The sequence below is a fragment of the Microcystis aeruginosa LEGE 91341 genome (genome assembly GCF_015206885.1).
Lineage (GTDB): Bacteria > Cyanobacteriota > Cyanobacteriia > Cyanobacteriales > Microcystaceae > Microcystis > Microcystis aeruginosa_H.
In genome coordinates this window covers 1-16,472 of sequence record NZ_JADEXY010000054.1, presented here as the reverse complement: position 1 = coordinate 16,472, position 16,472 = coordinate 1, and the positions used below count along the sequence as shown (strand labels likewise).

The window sequence follows — 16,472 nt, the reverse complement described above, 5'->3', positions numbered from 1 at the left end:
ATCAAATTTTCGGTTCGAGAAATGAGCGAACGGTGAGTTGTTTCATTCCCTCATTAATAATCAACACATGAGGATTTTGAGGAAGATGCAAGAATTTATGGGCGATTTTGGGAGCATCGAACCCCTCAAAGCCGAACAGTAGGGACTTACGCGGTTTCGTTGAGAAAATTGTCGGAAAAGAGATATTAACTCAGAAAGCGATTATACTCAATGATCGAAGACTATTGGCCGGCGATCGATGAACCAAGACAACGAGATTAGTCATTTACTAGACCTCATGCCTGCTTCGGGACGGATGATGACGCGCATTGTCAGCAAACCCGAAAGCAGCAAGGTAATCGAAACTAATTTTCCCCTACCCTGGCAAAGAGGAGTCAGACCGATTTCAATTAATTTTGACCTCTGGCGGCAATTATCAAGACCCCAACGGGATTTAGTCTTGTTAAGGGCTGTCTGTGTTTTAACGGCAGTAAAATGGTTTAAACCCGATCTCGATCGAGTAATTGCTCTGGCTGGTATCATCGGTTTAACCGTGGAAACCCTACAAACCGATGCCGTCGGTATGGCAGTAGCGGGGGGTTTAACTGCCTTGGCAATTAACCGGATTTGGCGAGAAAAACGCAGCCCCCAACGGGAATTAGACGCGGATGAAGCAGCCATAAAAGTGGCCGTTAGACGCGGTTACACGGAAACTGACGCCGCTAAAAGTTTATTATCGACTATTGAGACTATAGCTGAAATTGAAGGGCGATCGAGTCTCAATTTTAACGAGTTATTGCGCTGTCAAAATCTGAAAAAATTAGCCAATCTCTCCTTTGTTGGTGTTCCCGATCAGGTGAGACAATCTTAAGGTCAGTTGTTTTGGCTATCAGCTTTCTTTTTACTGATTAACGATCACTGATTACTTAAATCCCTAACCCTAAAATAACTACTATAAAAATATTTTTCCTCTTGCTCAATGGCTGCAATTGACTCTTTAGAAAAAGTCTTAAAATATCACTTTGGCTACGATCAATTTCGACCGAATCAACGCCAAATAATTGAGGCTGCTTTAAATAATCAGGATTTATTAGTAATTATGCCCACCGGAGGCGGAAAATCTCTCTGTTTTCAGCTACCTGCTTTAATTAAAAAAGGGGTGACGGTGGTGGTTTCTCCCTTAATTGCCTTAATGCAGGATCAAGTAACTGCTTTAGCTGATAATGGCATCGGGGCAACATTTCTCAATAGCACTTTAAACGCTAAACAAGTTAGAGACAGAGAATCTTTAATCTTGCAAGGAAAAATTAAACTTTTATATGTCGCCCCAGAAAGATTATTATCGCCTAGTTTTTTAGACTTTTTAGCTGTTATTGATAATTACCTGGGTTTAGCCTGTTTAGCGGTGGATGAAGCTCACTGTGTCTCCGATTGGGGTCATGATTTTCGCCCTGAATATCGACAAATTAAACAAGTTCGTCAACGCTTTCCCTCCGTGCCAATTCTGGCTTTAACTGCCACCGCCACTCAACAAGTTAGGGAAGATATTATCCAACAATTAGGATTGCGAGATACTTCCATTCATATTGCTAGTTTTAATCGTCCTAATCTTTATTATGAAGTTCGATCTAAAACCAGTAAATCTTATCAGCAATTGTATCAATATATTAAAGGACAAAAAGGGTCTGGCATTGTTTATTGTATCAGCCGTAAAACCGTCGATCAAGTAGCCGAACAGTTACAAAAATATGGTATTGATGCCCTACCCTATCACGCAGGTATGAACGATCAGGAAAGAAGCGAAAATCAAACCCGTTTTATTCGGGATGATGTGCAGATTATGGTGGCGACAATTGCCTTCGGTATGGGGATTAATAAACCGGATGTGCGCTTTGTCGTTCATTATGATTTACCCCGCAATTTAGAGGGATATTATCAAGAATCGGGCCGTGCGGGTAGGGACGGAGAACCGGCTAAATGTACCCTCTTTTTTAGCTTTGCCGATGCCAGAAAAATTGAGTATTTTATTAACCAAAAAACTGAGCAAAATGAACAACAGAAAGCTCGTCAACAATTGCGACAGGTGTTAGATTATGCCGAAGGGACTGAATGCAGAAGATCGAGTGTACTAGGCTACTTTGGAGAAAGTTTTGCGGGTAACTGTGGTAACTGTGATAACTGTCGGAATGGGAACAATTCTGAGGATTGGACAATCGAAGCACAAAAATTTTTATCCTGTGTGGCGCGGACGGGACAAAAATTCGGTATGATGCACATAATCAACGTACTCAGGGGAGGAAAAGGTGAAAAAATCACCCAATATCAACATCATTTATTATCCACTTATGGCATCGGTAAGGATAAAACTCTCGGGGAGTGGAAACGTTTAAGTCGTTCCCTCGTCCAACAAAATCTGCTGGTAGAAACAGAAGACAATTTTAGAATCTTGAAACTTAATCAACACAGTTGGGAAGTGATGCGGAAAGAACGTTCCGTGTTTATTGCTGTCCCCCAAAAAGCTAACGGTCCAATCTTGGGAGACGACAATCCCAATACGATGGAAAGTGATTTATTATTTGATCGCTTGCGACAACTGCGGAAAAAAATTGCTGATAGTCAAGGGGTTCCTCCCTACGTTATTTTCCATGATTCTAGTCTGCGTTTGATGGCCCAATCAAAACCCCGGAGTTTAGAGCAGTTTCGTCAAATTTCTGGAGTAGTACAAAGCAAAGTTCAACAGTATGGGGATATATTTATAGCGGCAATTAATGATTTTTGTCAGGATAGTCTTCCCTCTACTCAATTCCTCACTCTCCAATACTATCAAGATGGTTTGAATGTGGAAGAAATCGCTCGCAAAAGAAGCTTAAAAGTCTCAACCATCTATGAACATTTAGCTAAATTGCTGGAAGCTGGTTACGAAATTGATATTAATCAGTTAGTTTCTAAGAATAAACAGGAATATATTCGTTTAGCGATTAAAAAAGTTGGCGATCAATCCATGAAAACTCTCAAAGAAAATCTGGGAGATAATTATAGTTATGAGGAAATTAAATTAGTTGTTGCTTGGCAAAGACGACTTTAAAAGCTATAGGAGAGGGGAAATTATGAATTATGAATTATAAATTATGAAGTGGGGAGGGGGAATTATGAATTATGAATTATGAATTATGAAGTGGGGAAGTGGGGAAGTGGGGAAGTTTTTTTCAGTGAACAGTAAACAGTGAACTGATAACTGATAACTGATAACTGATAACTGAATTAAGCAAACCCTATTTAGAGGACAAGCGTTCTTGAATTTTATTAATCGCCCAGCTTAAAATCGCCCCCGCAATTAAAATACTAATAGCAGGATTGAATAGGGGCAGCCAAAGACGCTGAAAAAGTTTAAATCCTAGGGGAACTCCTGTGGATTCACCGATAACAGCCACGGCAAACCAGAGAAAACCCGCTATCACTAAAAACACATCAAATATTAAGATTCTATTCAACCACTTGACAAATTGCTCTTTCATTGCATCAAAAACTTAGGTTATTTATACAGTTTATTCACGAAAAAGTATAGCACTTTCACCTTAATCCCAAGCTCTCCAGAGCCAAGCTAGTCCGGCAGTAATGATTAAAACTTTAGTTAACCAATCTCCCCAGCGCACATATAAAGTCATCGTATCCCGTCGATAAATTGTTTCGCTATGGATTTGATATTTATCCAAATCCGATAGCCAAAGCTGATTACCGTGGGGATCGACAAAAGCAGAATAACCCGTATTGGTGGCCCGGGCCATCCATCGATCGGTTTCGATCGCTCGCATGGTATCCTGAGCGTGGTGTTGAGCGGGCATGGCGTGGTTATAATGGGCGTTATTAGAAGCAGTAATGATAAATTCGCCTCCCCTAGCAGTTTGACGGCGAAAATGTTCGGAAAAAGCCGATTCGTAACAAATGCCCACAATTATTTTACCGAAAGGACTGTCAATAATTTGATCGGGATCTCCCGGGATTAAATGTGCTTGCAAGGGAGAAAGGCGATCAACAATTCCGCCCAAAATTTCCTGAAAAGGAACGTATTCGCCTAAAGGCACGAGAATTACTTTATCATACCGACTAATCACCCGTCCCTCGCCATCAATAGTCAAGAGACTATTGTTATAACCCTTGTCCACCTTGCCAAATGCACCTAACCAGATCGGCGTTTTTTTGGCTAAAATTGCCGAATAAATCGAGCTATTATTGACTAAGTTCTCCCAATAGTAGGGTAAGGCGGTTTCAGGAGTTAAGACGGCATCTACTCCTTGATCGGCGAGAATTTGATAACCAGTGGTGTAACCTTCGATCGCCCTTTGAAATCCTAGGGGCGAAAGTTTAATCGTGTTGGGAATATTGCCCTGAATTACGCCAATTTTTATTCCCAAATCCCTTGACTTTTCGATCGGTTTATGGTAAGTGTTCCATCCCCAGAGATGGAGGCTAAAACAAATGAGCAGGGGTAAAGAGAGAAAAGCGAGATTTTGCCGCGATTGACGAATTAGGAGCAAGCTTTCAGCGATTAAACCGTTAACTGCCACAATTGCCGCCGTTACCGTCGTAAAACCCGATAATTTGCCCAATTGCAGAATCAATAAATTATGGGGACTTTGACTATAAGCAAGGGTAGTCCACCAGAGAGGGGATTGACTCCAGAGAGATTCTAACCCACACCAGAGGGCAGTGCCGATGAAAACCCGTAGGAGAACATCGCGAAAAGATGACTGATTAACACTTTTGTTGACATAAAACATAACTAACGTCCAAGTTAGCACGATCGCCGTTCCCCAAAAAGTGATAAACAACCAACAAAATAGGGCAATTAACAAACTCGCTAACCACGGGACACCCATCCACGTCATCGGGTGAATTCCCGTGATCCAGAATAAAGCCAGACCATGGTAGGCAAAACCCCAGCCAAAACCGTATAAAAGCTGTTTTTTTAGGGATTTTTCCCCTAATCTCACAATAATCCACAGGGGGACGAGAGAAATCCAAGCGAGTAACCACCAAGAAACCGGCGCTACTGTTAACCCCATCCCCACACCGGCCAAAATTGCCCAGAGAAAACGCACCATCTTTCACTCCAGTCAGGTTAAACTGGTCTGAACCTACTAGATCTCAGAGTAGCTAGAGGGAAGACAAAAAACAAGAGAGACACAGAAGTTTTGGCTACATCTACAATAGATCAGTTAGCGAGTAAAAAAGCCCCTCGATCGGATGCTATGGCACGCTATAGACTCAGACAAACAAGGAGATGGCAAATGTCACCCTTACCCTAAAAGTCTAAACCCGGACTGAATAAATGATTGAATACATGGATAATTTTAACCCCAAATTAACGGCTCTGGCTCTTGTCTTGAATGTTGAGGAAAATCTCGAAGATATTTTTCGGAAAATAGCTAGTATGAGCGCTCATCAATTGCGAGCGCGGCGCTGTTTAATCCTGTTAAGCTCTCCACAGGAATTAAAAAAGGAAATTATCGATGATCTAGAAGTTTTTGCCCATTATGATGAGCTATCACCTTTAGACGATCAAGAAATAATTAAACTTGATCAAGCTATTGCCGACAATGTAGCGGCCACAGGAAAATCTTTACTAATTAAGGATATAACTCGATCGTCATTTGCCAGTGCAGCCAGTTATCCCAAAAAATCAAATAATAATAGTTTTATCTCCGTACCGATCATCCTCAATCAGCAAATAATCGGAGTAATTAATCTCAGTTTTCCCCTAGACAAAAAACATTTTGAACCATTAGATTTAGAAATCTTGCAGTTATTCGCTCAACAGGCAGCCCAATCCCTGCAAATTTTTCATTTGCAAGGGATATTAAAATCTCGTTTTGTGACTATGGCAGTAACTAGAGAAATAGCAGAAATTCAGTCCGAACACTCGATCGCTGTCCATCCCTATCCCCCGAAATTAGCCAAAATTGTCGCTAAGGCTTTTTTTAAAGAATTAACTCAGGCCGGTTTTGGAACCCATCAAGTTATTGAGATTGCCAATGAGGTTTTGAATTTACTACAAAAGACTCTTAATAAACATAAAAATCGTCTGGAAGCAAAAGATTGAGCGCTAGTCAACGGTTAAAATCGACTAACTTGCCACTCCCGTGCAGTGCCAAGAAGTAATTGAGATAGTTAACAGCTTAATTTACTGATTACCGCTGCCGTCCTGTCTTCCTAATTCATAGACACCAGAGGCAACACAGGCGAGAATACCGACACTAATCGGCCAACTTTTTCCTAAACTAATCTCGATTAACCAATCGGAGAAACCGCCGAGAATGAGAAAGGGAATAATACTAAAGATAGAGGCATAAAAAGCATTTTGGGATTCCCTAGCGAGGCGAGTTTTTTCAAACTCCTCTAGGGAAGTATAGAGGAAACGCTCGGCAAAATTAAACCAGCGATAGAAAATTTCTATAAACCAATTTCGCACCCCAGCTAACCCCAAATATAATGCTAAAGACCAGAGACAGCTACCAGCAATAAAGGCCGGAGAAATATTGATAGTGAAGGGCAGAAAGTCGATTACCATAAATGAGAGCCACAGAAGTGGTAAATTTGAGCGAACGGCTTGATCGATCTTAACAAGTCTTGACCCTTGCACCAAAGAGATGAAAATTCTTCAGATTGTTCCTTCGATTTCCCTTGTTTACGGTGGTCCCAGTCAAATGGTACTCGGTTTGTCAGCAGCCTTAGCACAACTGGGCCAAGATGTGACTATTATTACCACCGATTCCAATGGTGACACGGGACAAGCACCCCTAGATGTGCCTTTAGGGGTCCCTGTTAGTCAAAATGGCTATCAAATCTATTATTTTCCCTGTTCTCCCTTTCGGCGCTATAAATTTTCCCTTGATCTGTTTACTTGGTTGGCTAATAGGGCAAAAAATTACGATATCGCCCACATTCATGCTTTATTCTCCCCGGTGAGCAGTATATCGGCTTCGATCGCTCGTTACCGTCAACTGCCCTATATTCTCCGTCCCCTAGGCACCCTCGATCCGGCAGATTTGCAAAAAAAACGGCAACTTAAACAAATATATGCCAATTTTCTCGAAAAACCCAATTTAGCGGCGGCGGCGGCAGTTCATTTTACCAGTCAGCAGGAGTGTCAAACTGCCGAAAGATTTAATATAAAAACTAAGGATATTGTCATCCCCCTAGGGGTAGATTTTTTTAACCCACAAGCTTTACCAGTAACGGGTTTTGATCTTCCCCAAAATAAACCGATAATCCTCTATATGTCCCGTCTTGATCCGAAAAAAGGTCTAGATTTATTGCTGCCCAGTTTAGAAAGTCTGTTAGAAAAAGGCCTAGATTTTCATTTTGTATTAGCAGGAGGTAATCCCCAGGACCAGGAGTACGAAAATCGCATTAAGAATCAGATCGAGCGGTCAATATTGGTCAAAAATACGACAATTACTGGATTTGTCACCGGAGAAGTCAAAAATAGCCTCCTCGCTAGGGCCGATTTATTTGTTTTACCTTCCTACTATGAAAATTTTGGCATCGCGGTTGCCGAAGCTATGGCTGCCGGAATTCCTGTGGTGATCTCGGACCGGGTGGATCTGCATCCTGCGGTGACGGCAGCGGCTGCGGGATGGGTGACAGCTTGTCAGCTTGAGGATTTAACTAATACTTTGGCAACGGCTATCACTAATCCTGAAATTCGCCAACAAAGGGGGAAAAATGCCAGGGATTTAGTCTTAAATCAATATAGTTGGTCAGCGATCGCTGAACAGCTGCTAACTGTCTATCAAAATCTAGTCTGAACTATCGATCGTCCCCTGCTCGATCGAAGTCACAGACGGATTAAGATTTAAGCCATCAGGATAATCAGCACTAAAAATGCCAGTAGGGTTAAACCTGATTGCAGAAAGACGGGAAGCGCAAAAGAATTCATAACAGTAGCTCACTTTCTAGGGATGGCTCTATTTCCAATATACGCTTTCATCTCTGATCATTCCTCATATTTCCCTCCGCAATGTCATCATCTGATCATTTATTCATCCCAGGGGAAGCATTTTAATACAAATGTACAGAACTTGGTTACTCCCCACCCTGTTCACTTAAGTTTCAGCGTCGTGATTATAATTAGGGAATGATAGAAATTCTTAGGCAATAGGATCACATCAGTGTTGATAAATCATCTTTTCTTCGGCGCTTTTCTACCCCTTGATACTCTCCTGTCCACCCAGGGGATTATGGTTATGCTTCTGGCCGCTTATGCCTTAGCCATGTGGATGTTTCTAACTAGCGCCCCAAAAGTTCATACAATCATGGTGACAGATTTGGAGACAGCCCGACAGTTTTATGAAGGACTTTTAAATTTACCCACGGCCGATGTCCCCCTCCATTACTATTACAATTATGAGCAGACGATGGGCAATAATATGATTGACCCATTTTATATGTCTAGTAATCCGGCTGTGACTACTGCCAACCCTTCTTTGGGAGATCAACCCCAGGGTTTATGGTATCAGTTAAAGAAAAATACCCAACTGCACATCGTTGCTGGGGCAACTGCGGGTTATAAGGATCGTCATCGTCACGTTTGCTTTGATCACGATTGTTTAGAACAAATTCTGATGCGGGTAGAATCACGACGCTTAAAGTATAAAGTTCGTCGCAATAAACCTTTAAATTTTTTGGTCAAAGATAATGCTGATCGCGTGATTGAAATGGCCGAAGTCTCGAATTAGTTAACGGTAATTAGATTGGGGGCAACTATAACGGTAAATAACTAAACTTATGAATGATCAACTGCTCACAATCGTTTTAATTTCTTTAGGAGTAGGTATTGGTTTGGCTATTCTACTCCTAATTTTAGTCAAGTTGAGACGCTGCAACCAACAGATAAATAGTATTGTCGATTATCACTCTCTCATCGGTTTAATCGGAGTTGTTCAAATCCCCTTCGATAAAAATAGCAAGGGGAAAGTACGAGTTAATGTCGGAGATAGTCTGATCGATATAGTGGCGATAACGGAAGGGGAAGAGCAATTGAATGTCGGTGATCAAGCATTTATTCTCAGTTGCAGAGACAATAAAGTTTTAGTCATTGCGGAAAAGTATATCAGAGGCGATTTGTAATTTCTTCTAAACCACAGGGTAACTAACTATGAATAGTCAAAATAATTCCTATCTCATCCAAATCAATCCCAATCAATACGACAACAACAATAATAACAACAGTGCTGGCAGTTTATTATCGAATAGTGTTCCCATTGCTTTATTGATATTTCTGGGGATCGGTGCGATTTGGTTTATCAATGCTTTTTTGTGTATTTGTAAACCCAATGAAGTGGTAATTCTGAGTGGGATGAAACGTAAATCAAAAGATAGACAAGATATGGGATATCGAGTGGTATCGGGGGGTCGAGCGATTCGTATTCCAATTTTAGAAACCGTTAAACGCATGGATGTCACCACAACCCCGATCAGAATAGAGATTAAAAATGCCTATTCTAAGGGCAATATTCCCCTGAATATAGTGGCCATTGCTAACGTGAAAGTTAGTTCTAAACCTGAAATAGTCGGCAATGCGATCGAACGTTTTTTAGATCGAGATCGAGAAGAAATTATTCGCGTAGCTAAGGAAACTTTAGAAGGAAACTTGCGGGGTGTAGTCGCAACAATGACCCCCGAACAAGTGAACGAAGATCGCCTAAAATTTGCCGAAAGTATTACCAGTAACGTCAGTCAAGACCTGTTTAAACTCGGTTTAGAAATTGATACTCTCAAAATTCAAAATGTTGCCGATGACGTGGATTATCTTAACTCCCTCGGACGGGAAAGAATCGCTTTAGTCATGCGTGATGCTGAAATTGCCGAATCAAATGCCCTCAATGAAGCTGAACAAATAGTCGCGGAATGTGAGGAACAGGCAACCGTCGCTAAAACCCGCGATCAAATTATCATTTTAGAGCAAGAAAACGAGTTGAGAAAGTTAAAGGCAAAACTGGAACAACAGGCAAAATCGGAAGAAGAAATAACTATTGCTGCCGCTAAGGAAAAACGTGCTATAGTTGAGGAAAAATTGCAACAGGTCAGGGCAGAATTGGAAAGATTACGTCTCCAAGCAGATAAGGTTTTACCCGCAGAAGCGCAGCAGGAAGCCGAAACTTTCCGCGCTAGAGGAGAAGCGGCAATTTTTGAAGAAAATGCCAAAGCTGAAGCCTTGGTTAACGAATTATTTGCAGAAGTATGGCAAAACACCGGCAGCGAAGCAGAAGCAATTTTCTTGATTCAACAGTTAGAAACTATTCTGGAGGAGGCGATTAAAATTCCTAGACGCTTACACCTCGATCGAGTTAATATCGTTGATAATGGTGATGGTAAATCCCTGGCTGCCCTGATCAAAGTCTATCCCGAAATCGTCAATCAATTCCTCGCCAGTGTCCATCAAACCCTCGGTATTGATGTGGTGGGAACTCTCACCAATAAAATTGAAAAATAGCAGTCAGAAAACCCACTAGACAGGCCTTCTAAAATAGATTGTTACCGAGATCGAGCAGGGTTAAAACCGCCCTCGATCTCACCGATAAGGGACTTGCGTGGGAATAATATCCCAGCCAGAAAATCACTCTGTAGAAGAATCAGACCAGCCAGATGGCATATTTATCAAAGCGCAAGTCCCTTAGCTGCGGGGGTTCTCGAAGGCTCTCCCCCTACTTAGGGTGATCAGCAAACCTGAGCGAGCGGAGGGCGCAAGCTTTGCGCCCCTACAGTAACGGATTTTGTCCACAATGTAGGGGCGAACTGCGTTCGCCCAAAAGGTACATTATCAAAGCGCAAGTCCCTAAGAATCCCCGTCTTTTGCAAGCGGGGAGATGTCAACTCATCAATACTTGGGACTCTATCAATCGATTTTCCCAGTCGAAGCGGTATTAACTATAAACTTGCTAAAACCTCCTTAGCGGCGGCCAAAGTCCGTTCGATATCGGCCTCTGTGTGAGCTAAAGAAGTAAAACCAGCTTCAAACTGGGAAGGAGCTAGATAAACGCCTCTTTCCAACATTCCCCGGTGAAAACGACCGAATTTAACCACATCGGCCTTTTTGGCATCTTCATAGTTATGCACGGGGGAGCCGGTGAAAAACATCCCGAACATAGCGCTAATATAACCTCCAGAAACGCTATGACCAGCATCTCTAGCCACTTTCAGCAGCCCTTCAGTTAAGGATTTGGTCACTTTATCGAGATATTGGTAGGTGCCGGGGCGCTGGAGTAACTCGAGGGTTTTAATTCCTGCTGTCATGGCCAAAGGGTTGCCGGATAAGGTTCCCGCTTGGTACATCGGGCCAGCCGGAGCCACCATCGCCATAATATCGGCCCGACCGCCGTAGGCCCCCACCGGCAGCCCACCGCCGATAACTTTGCCCAGGGTGGTTAAATCGGGGGTGATGCCGAATTTTTCCTGAGCGCCACCGTAGGCGATGCGGAATCCGGTCATTACCTCATCAAACATTAATAAGGCTCCGTATTCCTTGGTTAATTCCCGCAATCCCTCTAAAAAGCCAGCATCCGGCACGATAAAGCCGGCATTACCCACCACTGGCTCTAAAATCACCCCGGCAATCGAGTCGGGATTTTCGACAAAGAGGGCTTTTACCGCTTCCAGGTCATTGTAGGGGGCGGTTAAAGTGTTGTTAGTGGTGGTTTTGGGAACCCCCGGCGAGTCGGGTAGGCCCAGGGTGGCTACACCAGAGCCAGCTTTAACCAGGAACATATCGGCGTGACCGTGGTAACAGCCCTCGAATTTGATGATTTTATCCCGGCCGGTAAAAGCCCGCATTAAGCGCAGGACGGACATACAGGCTTCGGTGCCGGAATTGACAAAACGCACCATTTCAATGCTGGGAACGGCATCAATCACCATTTCAGCGAGAATATTTTCCTGGACACAGGGAGCGCCAAAACTGGTTCCTTTGTCTAGGGCCTGGTGCAGGGCGGCAATCACTTCGGGATGGGCATGACCACAGATAGCCGGCCCCCAAGTTCCCACATAGTCGATGTATTCGTTACCGTCCACGTCGCGAATATAGGCCCCTTTGACGCTTTCAAAAACGATGGGTTGCCCACCGACGGATTTAAAGGCCCGCACGGGGGAACTTACACCCCCCGGCATTAATTTTTGAGCGGCTGTAAAGATTTCTTTCGATTTTGTTGTTTGATACGAAGATGTGCTAACCAATCCTGTCTCCTTGTCTATTTGAGTCTATCGATTCCGGGGAATGCCCGGAGTTTTGTTTTGTTAACTTCCTGCTGCTTGTTCCATTTTAAAGATCACCAGCCTACATTTTACGCAATTTTTTCCCTAAGAAAGGCGCTGGTCGGCTCAAGTCTCGCTATTGTTAACTTGTAGCTTGATCCTTAACAACTTATGTGATTGGCTGAGAAGGGGCGAAAATTTCACTTTTGACAATTTTTCCACAATCTTTTCAGAATTGCCTGAAAAACCTAGCAATGGGCGAAGTTATTGCTATTGATAGATTTTAGCCCGGAAAGAGCGATCGAAAAAAGCTCCGGTTTTCCACAGATTTTCCACAGGGGAATTCTTGCTATTATTTCTTAGCGTACAAAAAAACTATTCTGCTATGAAATTTACCAGTAGTCAAAGCGAACTCAACAGCAATTTATCCCTAGTTAGTCGGGCCGTTGCCAGTCGTCCTACCCATCCGGTTTTGGGGAATGTTCTCTTTTGTGCCGATGAGGAAAAGGGCGAAATTAGCCTGACTGCTTTTGATTTGAGTTTAGGGATTCGCACCAGTTTTCGGGCCGAGGTGGTGGAAGGGGGTAAGATTACCCTGCCGGCAAAATTGCTGAACGATATTGTCTCTCGTTTGGGAGAAGGGGAAATCACCATCTCTGTGGAAGAAAACGAGAATGAGGAGGAGCATAGTCTCGCTTTCCTGAAAACTGCCTCGGCACAGTTCCAAATTCGCGGCATGAAGGCCGATGAGTTCCCAGAATTGCCCACGGTGGCCGATGGAGAAATTGTTAATTTACCTGTAGTTGCCTTGACAGAGGGACTAAAAGGTGCATTGTTTGCCGCTAGTGGTGATGAAACTAAACAGGTGTTGACGGGGGTGCATTTAACTAAAACCGTCGATTGTCTAGAATTTGCCGCTACAGACGGTCATCGTTTAGCGGTGGTACAAACTCCCCTAGAGGAGGTGGAAAGTGCCTCTGGTGGCTTTAATGTCACCATTCCGGCCCGGGCCCTGCGAGAATTGGAAAGAATGATGGCAACAAAACAAAATATCGAGACTATTACTCTGCATGTGGATGATTCTCAAGTCATCTTTGAAATGGGGGAACAGAGGTTAACCAGTCGTAAGTTAGAAGGGGCCTATCCCACTTATAATCAGTTAATTCCTAAATCCTTCGAGCGTTCTTTGGTTTTAGACCGCAAACAGTTAATCCGTTGTTTGGAATTAGTAGCGGTTTTATCGGACCAAAAGAATAATTTAGTTAAGTTTAGTCTCGATAGCGAAAATGACCGTTTATCCCTAGCGGTGGAATCTCCTGATTTAGGTAGTGCCAAAGAGTCCATGGCGGCGGAAATTCAGGGAGAAAGTGGCGATATTGCCTTTAATGTTAAATATTTGATGGATGGTTTGAAGGCTTTACCTAATAATGATATCCAAATGCAGTTAAATGCTAGTACCCAACCGGTTATTTTTACCCCCTTGGGAGGTTTAAAGATGACCTATTTGGTGATGCCAGTACAAATTCGTCAGTAATTTTTACCTAGCAATTACAGAAGGAGTGGGAGACTTTTCAGCTATCAGCTTTCAGTATTTGTTTGGCAATTGATTAGACAGTTTTTTAGTTATTATCACAGTCCGATTCGCTGACTGCTGACTGCTTAAAGACTCCTGACTCCTGCAATTCTGGTTAATTAATACCAATTATCCATCGACTGGAAAATTGAGGCATCGGGGAACATAGTTGGATTGCCACTAGCGTCGATTTTTTGCCGTAATTCTCGCAATTGTTTATTCCCGATGAGAAAATCACTTTCTACTAATTGATAGGGCAGTACATTATTATCTAAAGCATACACTGCCGTGATGCCGGCAGCTACCCCGGAGGACCACTCGAAGGAATGGACACGATAGGCGGCCGCAGCAATATGACTAAGGGCGATACTTTTACCCGCTATCAGTAAATTATCGATTTTTTGGGGAATTATAGCCCTTAAGGGTATCTCGAAGGGGTAAGCTTGGCCTTGTCCCCGTCTTTCTCCTGCTTTTTCTGTATTACCCGGTTTTTCGGGGGGATGTTCCGTCATGCAGGGATGAAAATCAATCGCATAGTGACCGATACCGACGGAATCGGGGTAAATAGTCGAGCGCTTGCGTTTAACGGCCTTGTCGGGGGATAATGTGCCATCAAGTACGGAAAATCCCTCTAATCCTGCTAAGGTGGCAATTAAGCGCCGATATTCTGCCGGGGAAAGATTTTGACGATAGAAATCGCTTTGAAAATTTTGTCGGGAAATATCGATTTCTGTGACGCTAAAACCATCGGGGAAAGTCAGGGAAGGACGACCGATAATCCGTCTTGCTTCCCGAATATAGGGATATTTTGACAAACCGTGGGCAGTTCCCATGGGAGAATCAAAACCGGAGAGATAACGGTTATTCAAATGGGGAACTTTTACCCCGTCTCCTAACTGGGAATCGGTGGTTCCTTCTACTAGCCAATAATAGTAGGAAATGGCGTGTTCTTCGCCCCTTGCGAGGGTTTCGGTGCGTAATCCTCCCATCCATCCCCCCGGAGATAACTGTCCTAACTCTTGCAACTGCTCACGGGTGTAGATAAAGTTATCCTTGGCAGTCCCTGGACGATAATCATTTCCCCAGGTCCAATTCTGCATGGAGATATCCCCCGGGACGGGTTCGGTAAAAGTAATTCCCCCAAAGGTTTTCTCTTTACCCAGTTGTGGACTCCAAATACGACGATAGGTGAAAACCAGGTCAAAATCGGCTAATCGCGGCAATTCATAGCTAAAATAGGGGGCATAGCGTTCATAATAAACGGGTTTCTCGTGGGTTTGGGGTTTTTCTGTTTCCTCCATGGCGAAGGTATAGGTAAAACCTTGGGTACAGTAGGGGTCGCCAGTGACGCTAGAGGAAGAAGGTTCGAGATAACTGCGCTTATCGACCCCTAAACGGTAGGGAATATCTGATAATCCGATGATTTCTCCGGTTTCGGTCGCTTCAATTACATACCAATCTGCTAATTGATTCGGTTGGGAGGATTTGGAGACAAAACGGAGGATTTTTTTATCAAAACGGGGAGAATTTTCGTAGCGATAGATATCCTCCATTTTTTGCGATAAAAACTCGGTATTTAGGGGAGGAGTACCTTTTGCGGGACTATGTTGAATAGCAATTACACTGGTAATCTGTTGACCAGTGCCGCGATTGGGTAAAGTTTCAATATTTAATTCTTTGACTACCGTGGAGGGAAACCATTTCAGGGTTCCTTTGCCTTTTTTGGCAGCGTCTTCTAACTGTTGAAATAATAATTTATGTCCGTCAAAAGGTAAAAAACAAGACCCGCTTACCCAACATTCTCCCGGGTTGCGTTTCCCGTAATGCTTTCTAATTCTTTCCCTAAATTCTAGATAACCTTTCGGGAAAAATAATTTTTCTCTTTGTGTCCGTCTTTCATCTAATGCGGAGGTTCCCTGAGAAGATATCTGTCCCCCCACCCAGTCGGTAATCTCGGTTAAACAGACGGTTTTTCCTAATAATAAAGCTTCGTAGGCTGCACCGGCACCGGCTAAACCACCACCCACCACCAGAATATCACAGCCGACGCTTTGATCCGGTTCTCGCGGGGGGGCTGCTAGGGTAAGGGGAGTGAAAGCTTGTAGGAGAAATAATCCCAGAGAGAGGGATTTGAGGGGAGTAAAGTGATGATTGAAAATTTTAGGGGACATTATTGACAAATATCAATGTTATGGCTGAGAGTTTCTTCTTTCTTTGAAGAAGTAGCCAGAGCATCTGTTCCTGAAATCCTGATGGTTTTTTTTGGGTGGTCTTGAGAACTTTTTAGCTTGATGCTGGCTTTTAAGAGATTGTACACCTCCAAGCTGACAATCGATCGCTTTTCTGGAAATGTTTCGACAAAGATATCCTGACTCGGTGTCATTCCCTTTGTTATACTAAATCCGTTGAGTAACGCACAGAAAACGGGTTTCTCGGAGAAACCCGTTTTCTACTCATGCAAAAGGCAAAACGGAGAATAAATAATCAGTTTTTAATAACTGGATTTAGTATTATTCCCTGTAATCCTTGCTAAGTTAAATGCAAAAGTGCGAAACGTTTAGGCACGAAATAAGGCTGTAATGCCTGAAATAACCGCCTAATAAGGTCTTCAGTCCCCTGACTGAATCTAATAGGTCAACCCTGACCAACCTTATAACTGTTTATATGTCCC

General features: G+C 43.1%; 14 protein-coding genes. 8 read left to right on the top strand and 6 right to left on the bottom strand.

What is annotated here, in order from left to right:
• Positions 1-238 precede the first annotated feature (238 nt).
• Both IQ234_RS10200 and recQ read left to right on the top strand, forming a co-directional pair.
• Positions 239-850, top strand: a complete 612-nt coding sequence (locus IQ234_RS10200; protein ID WP_193957009.1) for a DUF3318 domain-containing protein — start codon at positions 239-241, stop codon at positions 848-850.
• Between the two features lie 108 nt (positions 851-958).
• Positions 959-3,064: a DNA helicase RecQ gene (gene recQ / locus IQ234_RS10195; protein ID WP_193957008.1), complete on the top strand. Its 2,106-nt coding sequence runs from the start codon at positions 959-961 to the stop codon at positions 3,062-3,064.
• Between the two features lie 187 nt (positions 3,065-3,251).
• Here the strand turns inward: recQ and IQ234_RS10190 are convergent, their stop codons facing one another.
• Together IQ234_RS10190 and lnt are read right to left on the bottom strand one after the other, a co-directional pair.
• Entirely contained in the window at positions 3,252-3,494 is a 243-nt protein-coding gene (locus tag IQ234_RS10190) for a hypothetical protein (RefSeq protein ID WP_193957007.1), read from the bottom strand.
• A gap of 60 nt (positions 3,495-3,554) precedes the next feature.
• Entirely contained in the window at positions 3,555-5,081 is a 1,527-nt protein-coding gene (gene lnt / locus IQ234_RS10185; RefSeq protein WP_193957006.1) for an apolipoprotein N-acyltransferase, read from the bottom strand.
• A gap of 239 nt (positions 5,082-5,320) precedes the next feature.
• On the opposite strand from lnt, the gene IQ234_RS10180 reads away from it, so the two are divergent.
• Positions 5,321-6,079, top strand: a complete 759-nt coding sequence (locus IQ234_RS10180; RefSeq protein WP_193957017.1) for a GAF domain-containing protein — start codon at positions 5,321-5,323, stop codon at positions 6,077-6,079.
• 81 nt (positions 6,080-6,160) lie between these two features.
• On the opposite strand, the gene IQ234_RS10175 is transcribed toward IQ234_RS10180, so the two are convergent.
• The gene (locus tag IQ234_RS10175; RefSeq protein ID WP_193957005.1) at positions 6,161-6,547 is read right to left on the bottom strand and encodes a hypothetical protein; all 387 of its coding nucleotides are present in this window, start codon (positions 6,545-6,547) and stop codon (positions 6,161-6,163) included.
• Positions 6,548-6,626: 79 nt separating this feature from the next.
• Here IQ234_RS10175 and hpsP point away from each other — a divergent pair, with 79 nt between their 5' ends.
• From hpsP to IQ234_RS10155, 4 genes are all read left to right on the top strand, one after another.
• A complete protein-coding gene (hpsP, locus tag IQ234_RS10170; RefSeq protein WP_193957004.1) occupies positions 6,627-7,787 on the top strand; it encodes a hormogonium polysaccharide biosynthesis glycosyltransferase HpsP in 1,161 nt (386 codons plus the stop codon).
• 363 nt (positions 7,788-8,150) lie between these two features.
• On the top strand, positions 8,151-8,717 hold the full coding sequence (locus IQ234_RS10165) for a hypothetical protein (RefSeq protein ID WP_002784990.1): 567 nt from the start codon (positions 8,151-8,153) through the stop codon (positions 8,715-8,717).
• Positions 8,718-8,766: 49 nt separating this feature from the next.
• A complete protein-coding gene (locus IQ234_RS10160) occupies positions 8,767-9,108 on the top strand; it encodes a hypothetical protein (RefSeq protein ID WP_110577722.1) in 342 nt (113 codons plus the stop codon).
• A gap of 28 nt (positions 9,109-9,136) precedes the next feature.
• Positions 9,137-10,474, top strand: a complete 1,338-nt coding sequence (locus tag IQ234_RS10155) for a flotillin family protein (protein WP_193957003.1) — start codon at positions 9,137-9,139, stop codon at positions 10,472-10,474.
• Between the two features lie 434 nt (positions 10,475-10,908).
• On the opposite strand, the gene hemL is transcribed toward IQ234_RS10155, so the two are convergent.
• A complete protein-coding gene (hemL, locus tag IQ234_RS10150) occupies positions 10,909-12,210 on the bottom strand; it encodes a glutamate-1-semialdehyde 2,1-aminomutase (protein WP_193957002.1) in 1,302 nt (433 codons plus the stop codon).
• Between the two features lie 403 nt (positions 12,211-12,613).
• Here hemL and dnaN point away from each other — a divergent pair, with 403 nt between their 5' ends.
• Positions 12,614-13,762 carry a DNA polymerase III subunit beta gene (gene dnaN / locus IQ234_RS10145; RefSeq protein ID WP_193957001.1) on the top strand — a complete coding sequence of 383 codons (1,149 nt, stop codon included), beginning with the start codon at positions 12,614-12,616 and terminating at the stop codon, positions 13,760-13,762.
• 158 nt (positions 13,763-13,920) lie between these two features.
• Here the strand turns inward: dnaN and IQ234_RS10140 are convergent, their stop codons facing one another.
• On the bottom strand, positions 13,921-15,972 hold the full coding sequence (locus IQ234_RS10140; RefSeq protein ID WP_193957000.1) for an FAD-dependent oxidoreductase: 2,052 nt from the start codon (positions 15,970-15,972) through the stop codon (positions 13,921-13,923).
• Positions 15,972-16,184, bottom strand: coding sequence for a hypothetical protein (locus tag IQ234_RS10135; RefSeq protein WP_193956999.1), 213 nt, complete (start codon positions 16,182-16,184; stop codon positions 15,972-15,974). The genes IQ234_RS10140 and IQ234_RS10135 overlap by 1 nt, the downstream gene beginning before the upstream one ends.
• Positions 16,185-16,472 lie beyond the last annotated feature (288 nt).

Excerpts from the sequence above, each read along its gene's own strand:
- recQ (WP_193957008.1), top strand. The coding sequence starts at position 959 with ATGGCTGCAATTGACTCTTTAGAAAAAGTCTTAAAATATCACTTTGGC.
- lnt (WP_193957006.1), bottom strand. The coding sequence starts at position 5,081 with ATGGTGCGTTTTCTCTGGGCAATTTTGGCCGGTGTGGGGATGGGGTTA.
- IQ234_RS10180 (WP_193957017.1), top strand. The coding sequence starts at position 5,321 with ATGGATAATTTTAACCCCAAATTAACGGCTCTGGCTCTTGTCTTGAAT.
- dnaN (WP_193957001.1), top strand. The coding sequence starts at position 12,614 with ATGAAATTTACCAGTAGTCAAAGCGAACTCAACAGCAATTTATCCCTA.
- IQ234_RS10135 (WP_193956999.1), bottom strand. The coding sequence starts at position 16,184 with ATGACACCGAGTCAGGATATCTTTGTCGAAACATTTCCAGAAAAGCGA.
- IQ234_RS10190 (WP_193957007.1), bottom strand. The coding sequence starts at position 3,494 with ATGAAAGAGCAATTTGTCAAGTGGTTGAATAGAATCTTAATATTTGAT.
- IQ234_RS10200 (WP_193957009.1), top strand. The coding sequence starts at position 239 with ATGAACCAAGACAACGAGATTAGTCATTTACTAGACCTCATGCCTGCT.
- IQ234_RS10140 (WP_193957000.1), bottom strand. The coding sequence starts at position 15,972 with ATGTCCCCTAAAATTTTCAATCATCACTTTACTCCCCTCAAATCCCTC.
- IQ234_RS10175 (WP_193957005.1), bottom strand. The coding sequence starts at position 6,547 with ATGGTAATCGACTTTCTGCCCTTCACTATCAATATTTCTCCGGCCTTT.
- hpsP (WP_193957004.1), top strand. The coding sequence starts at position 6,627 with ATGAAAATTCTTCAGATTGTTCCTTCGATTTCCCTTGTTTACGGTGGT.
- IQ234_RS10155 (WP_193957003.1), top strand. The coding sequence starts at position 9,137 with ATGAATAGTCAAAATAATTCCTATCTCATCCAAATCAATCCCAATCAA.
- IQ234_RS10160 (WP_110577722.1), top strand. The coding sequence starts at position 8,767 with ATGAATGATCAACTGCTCACAATCGTTTTAATTTCTTTAGGAGTAGGT.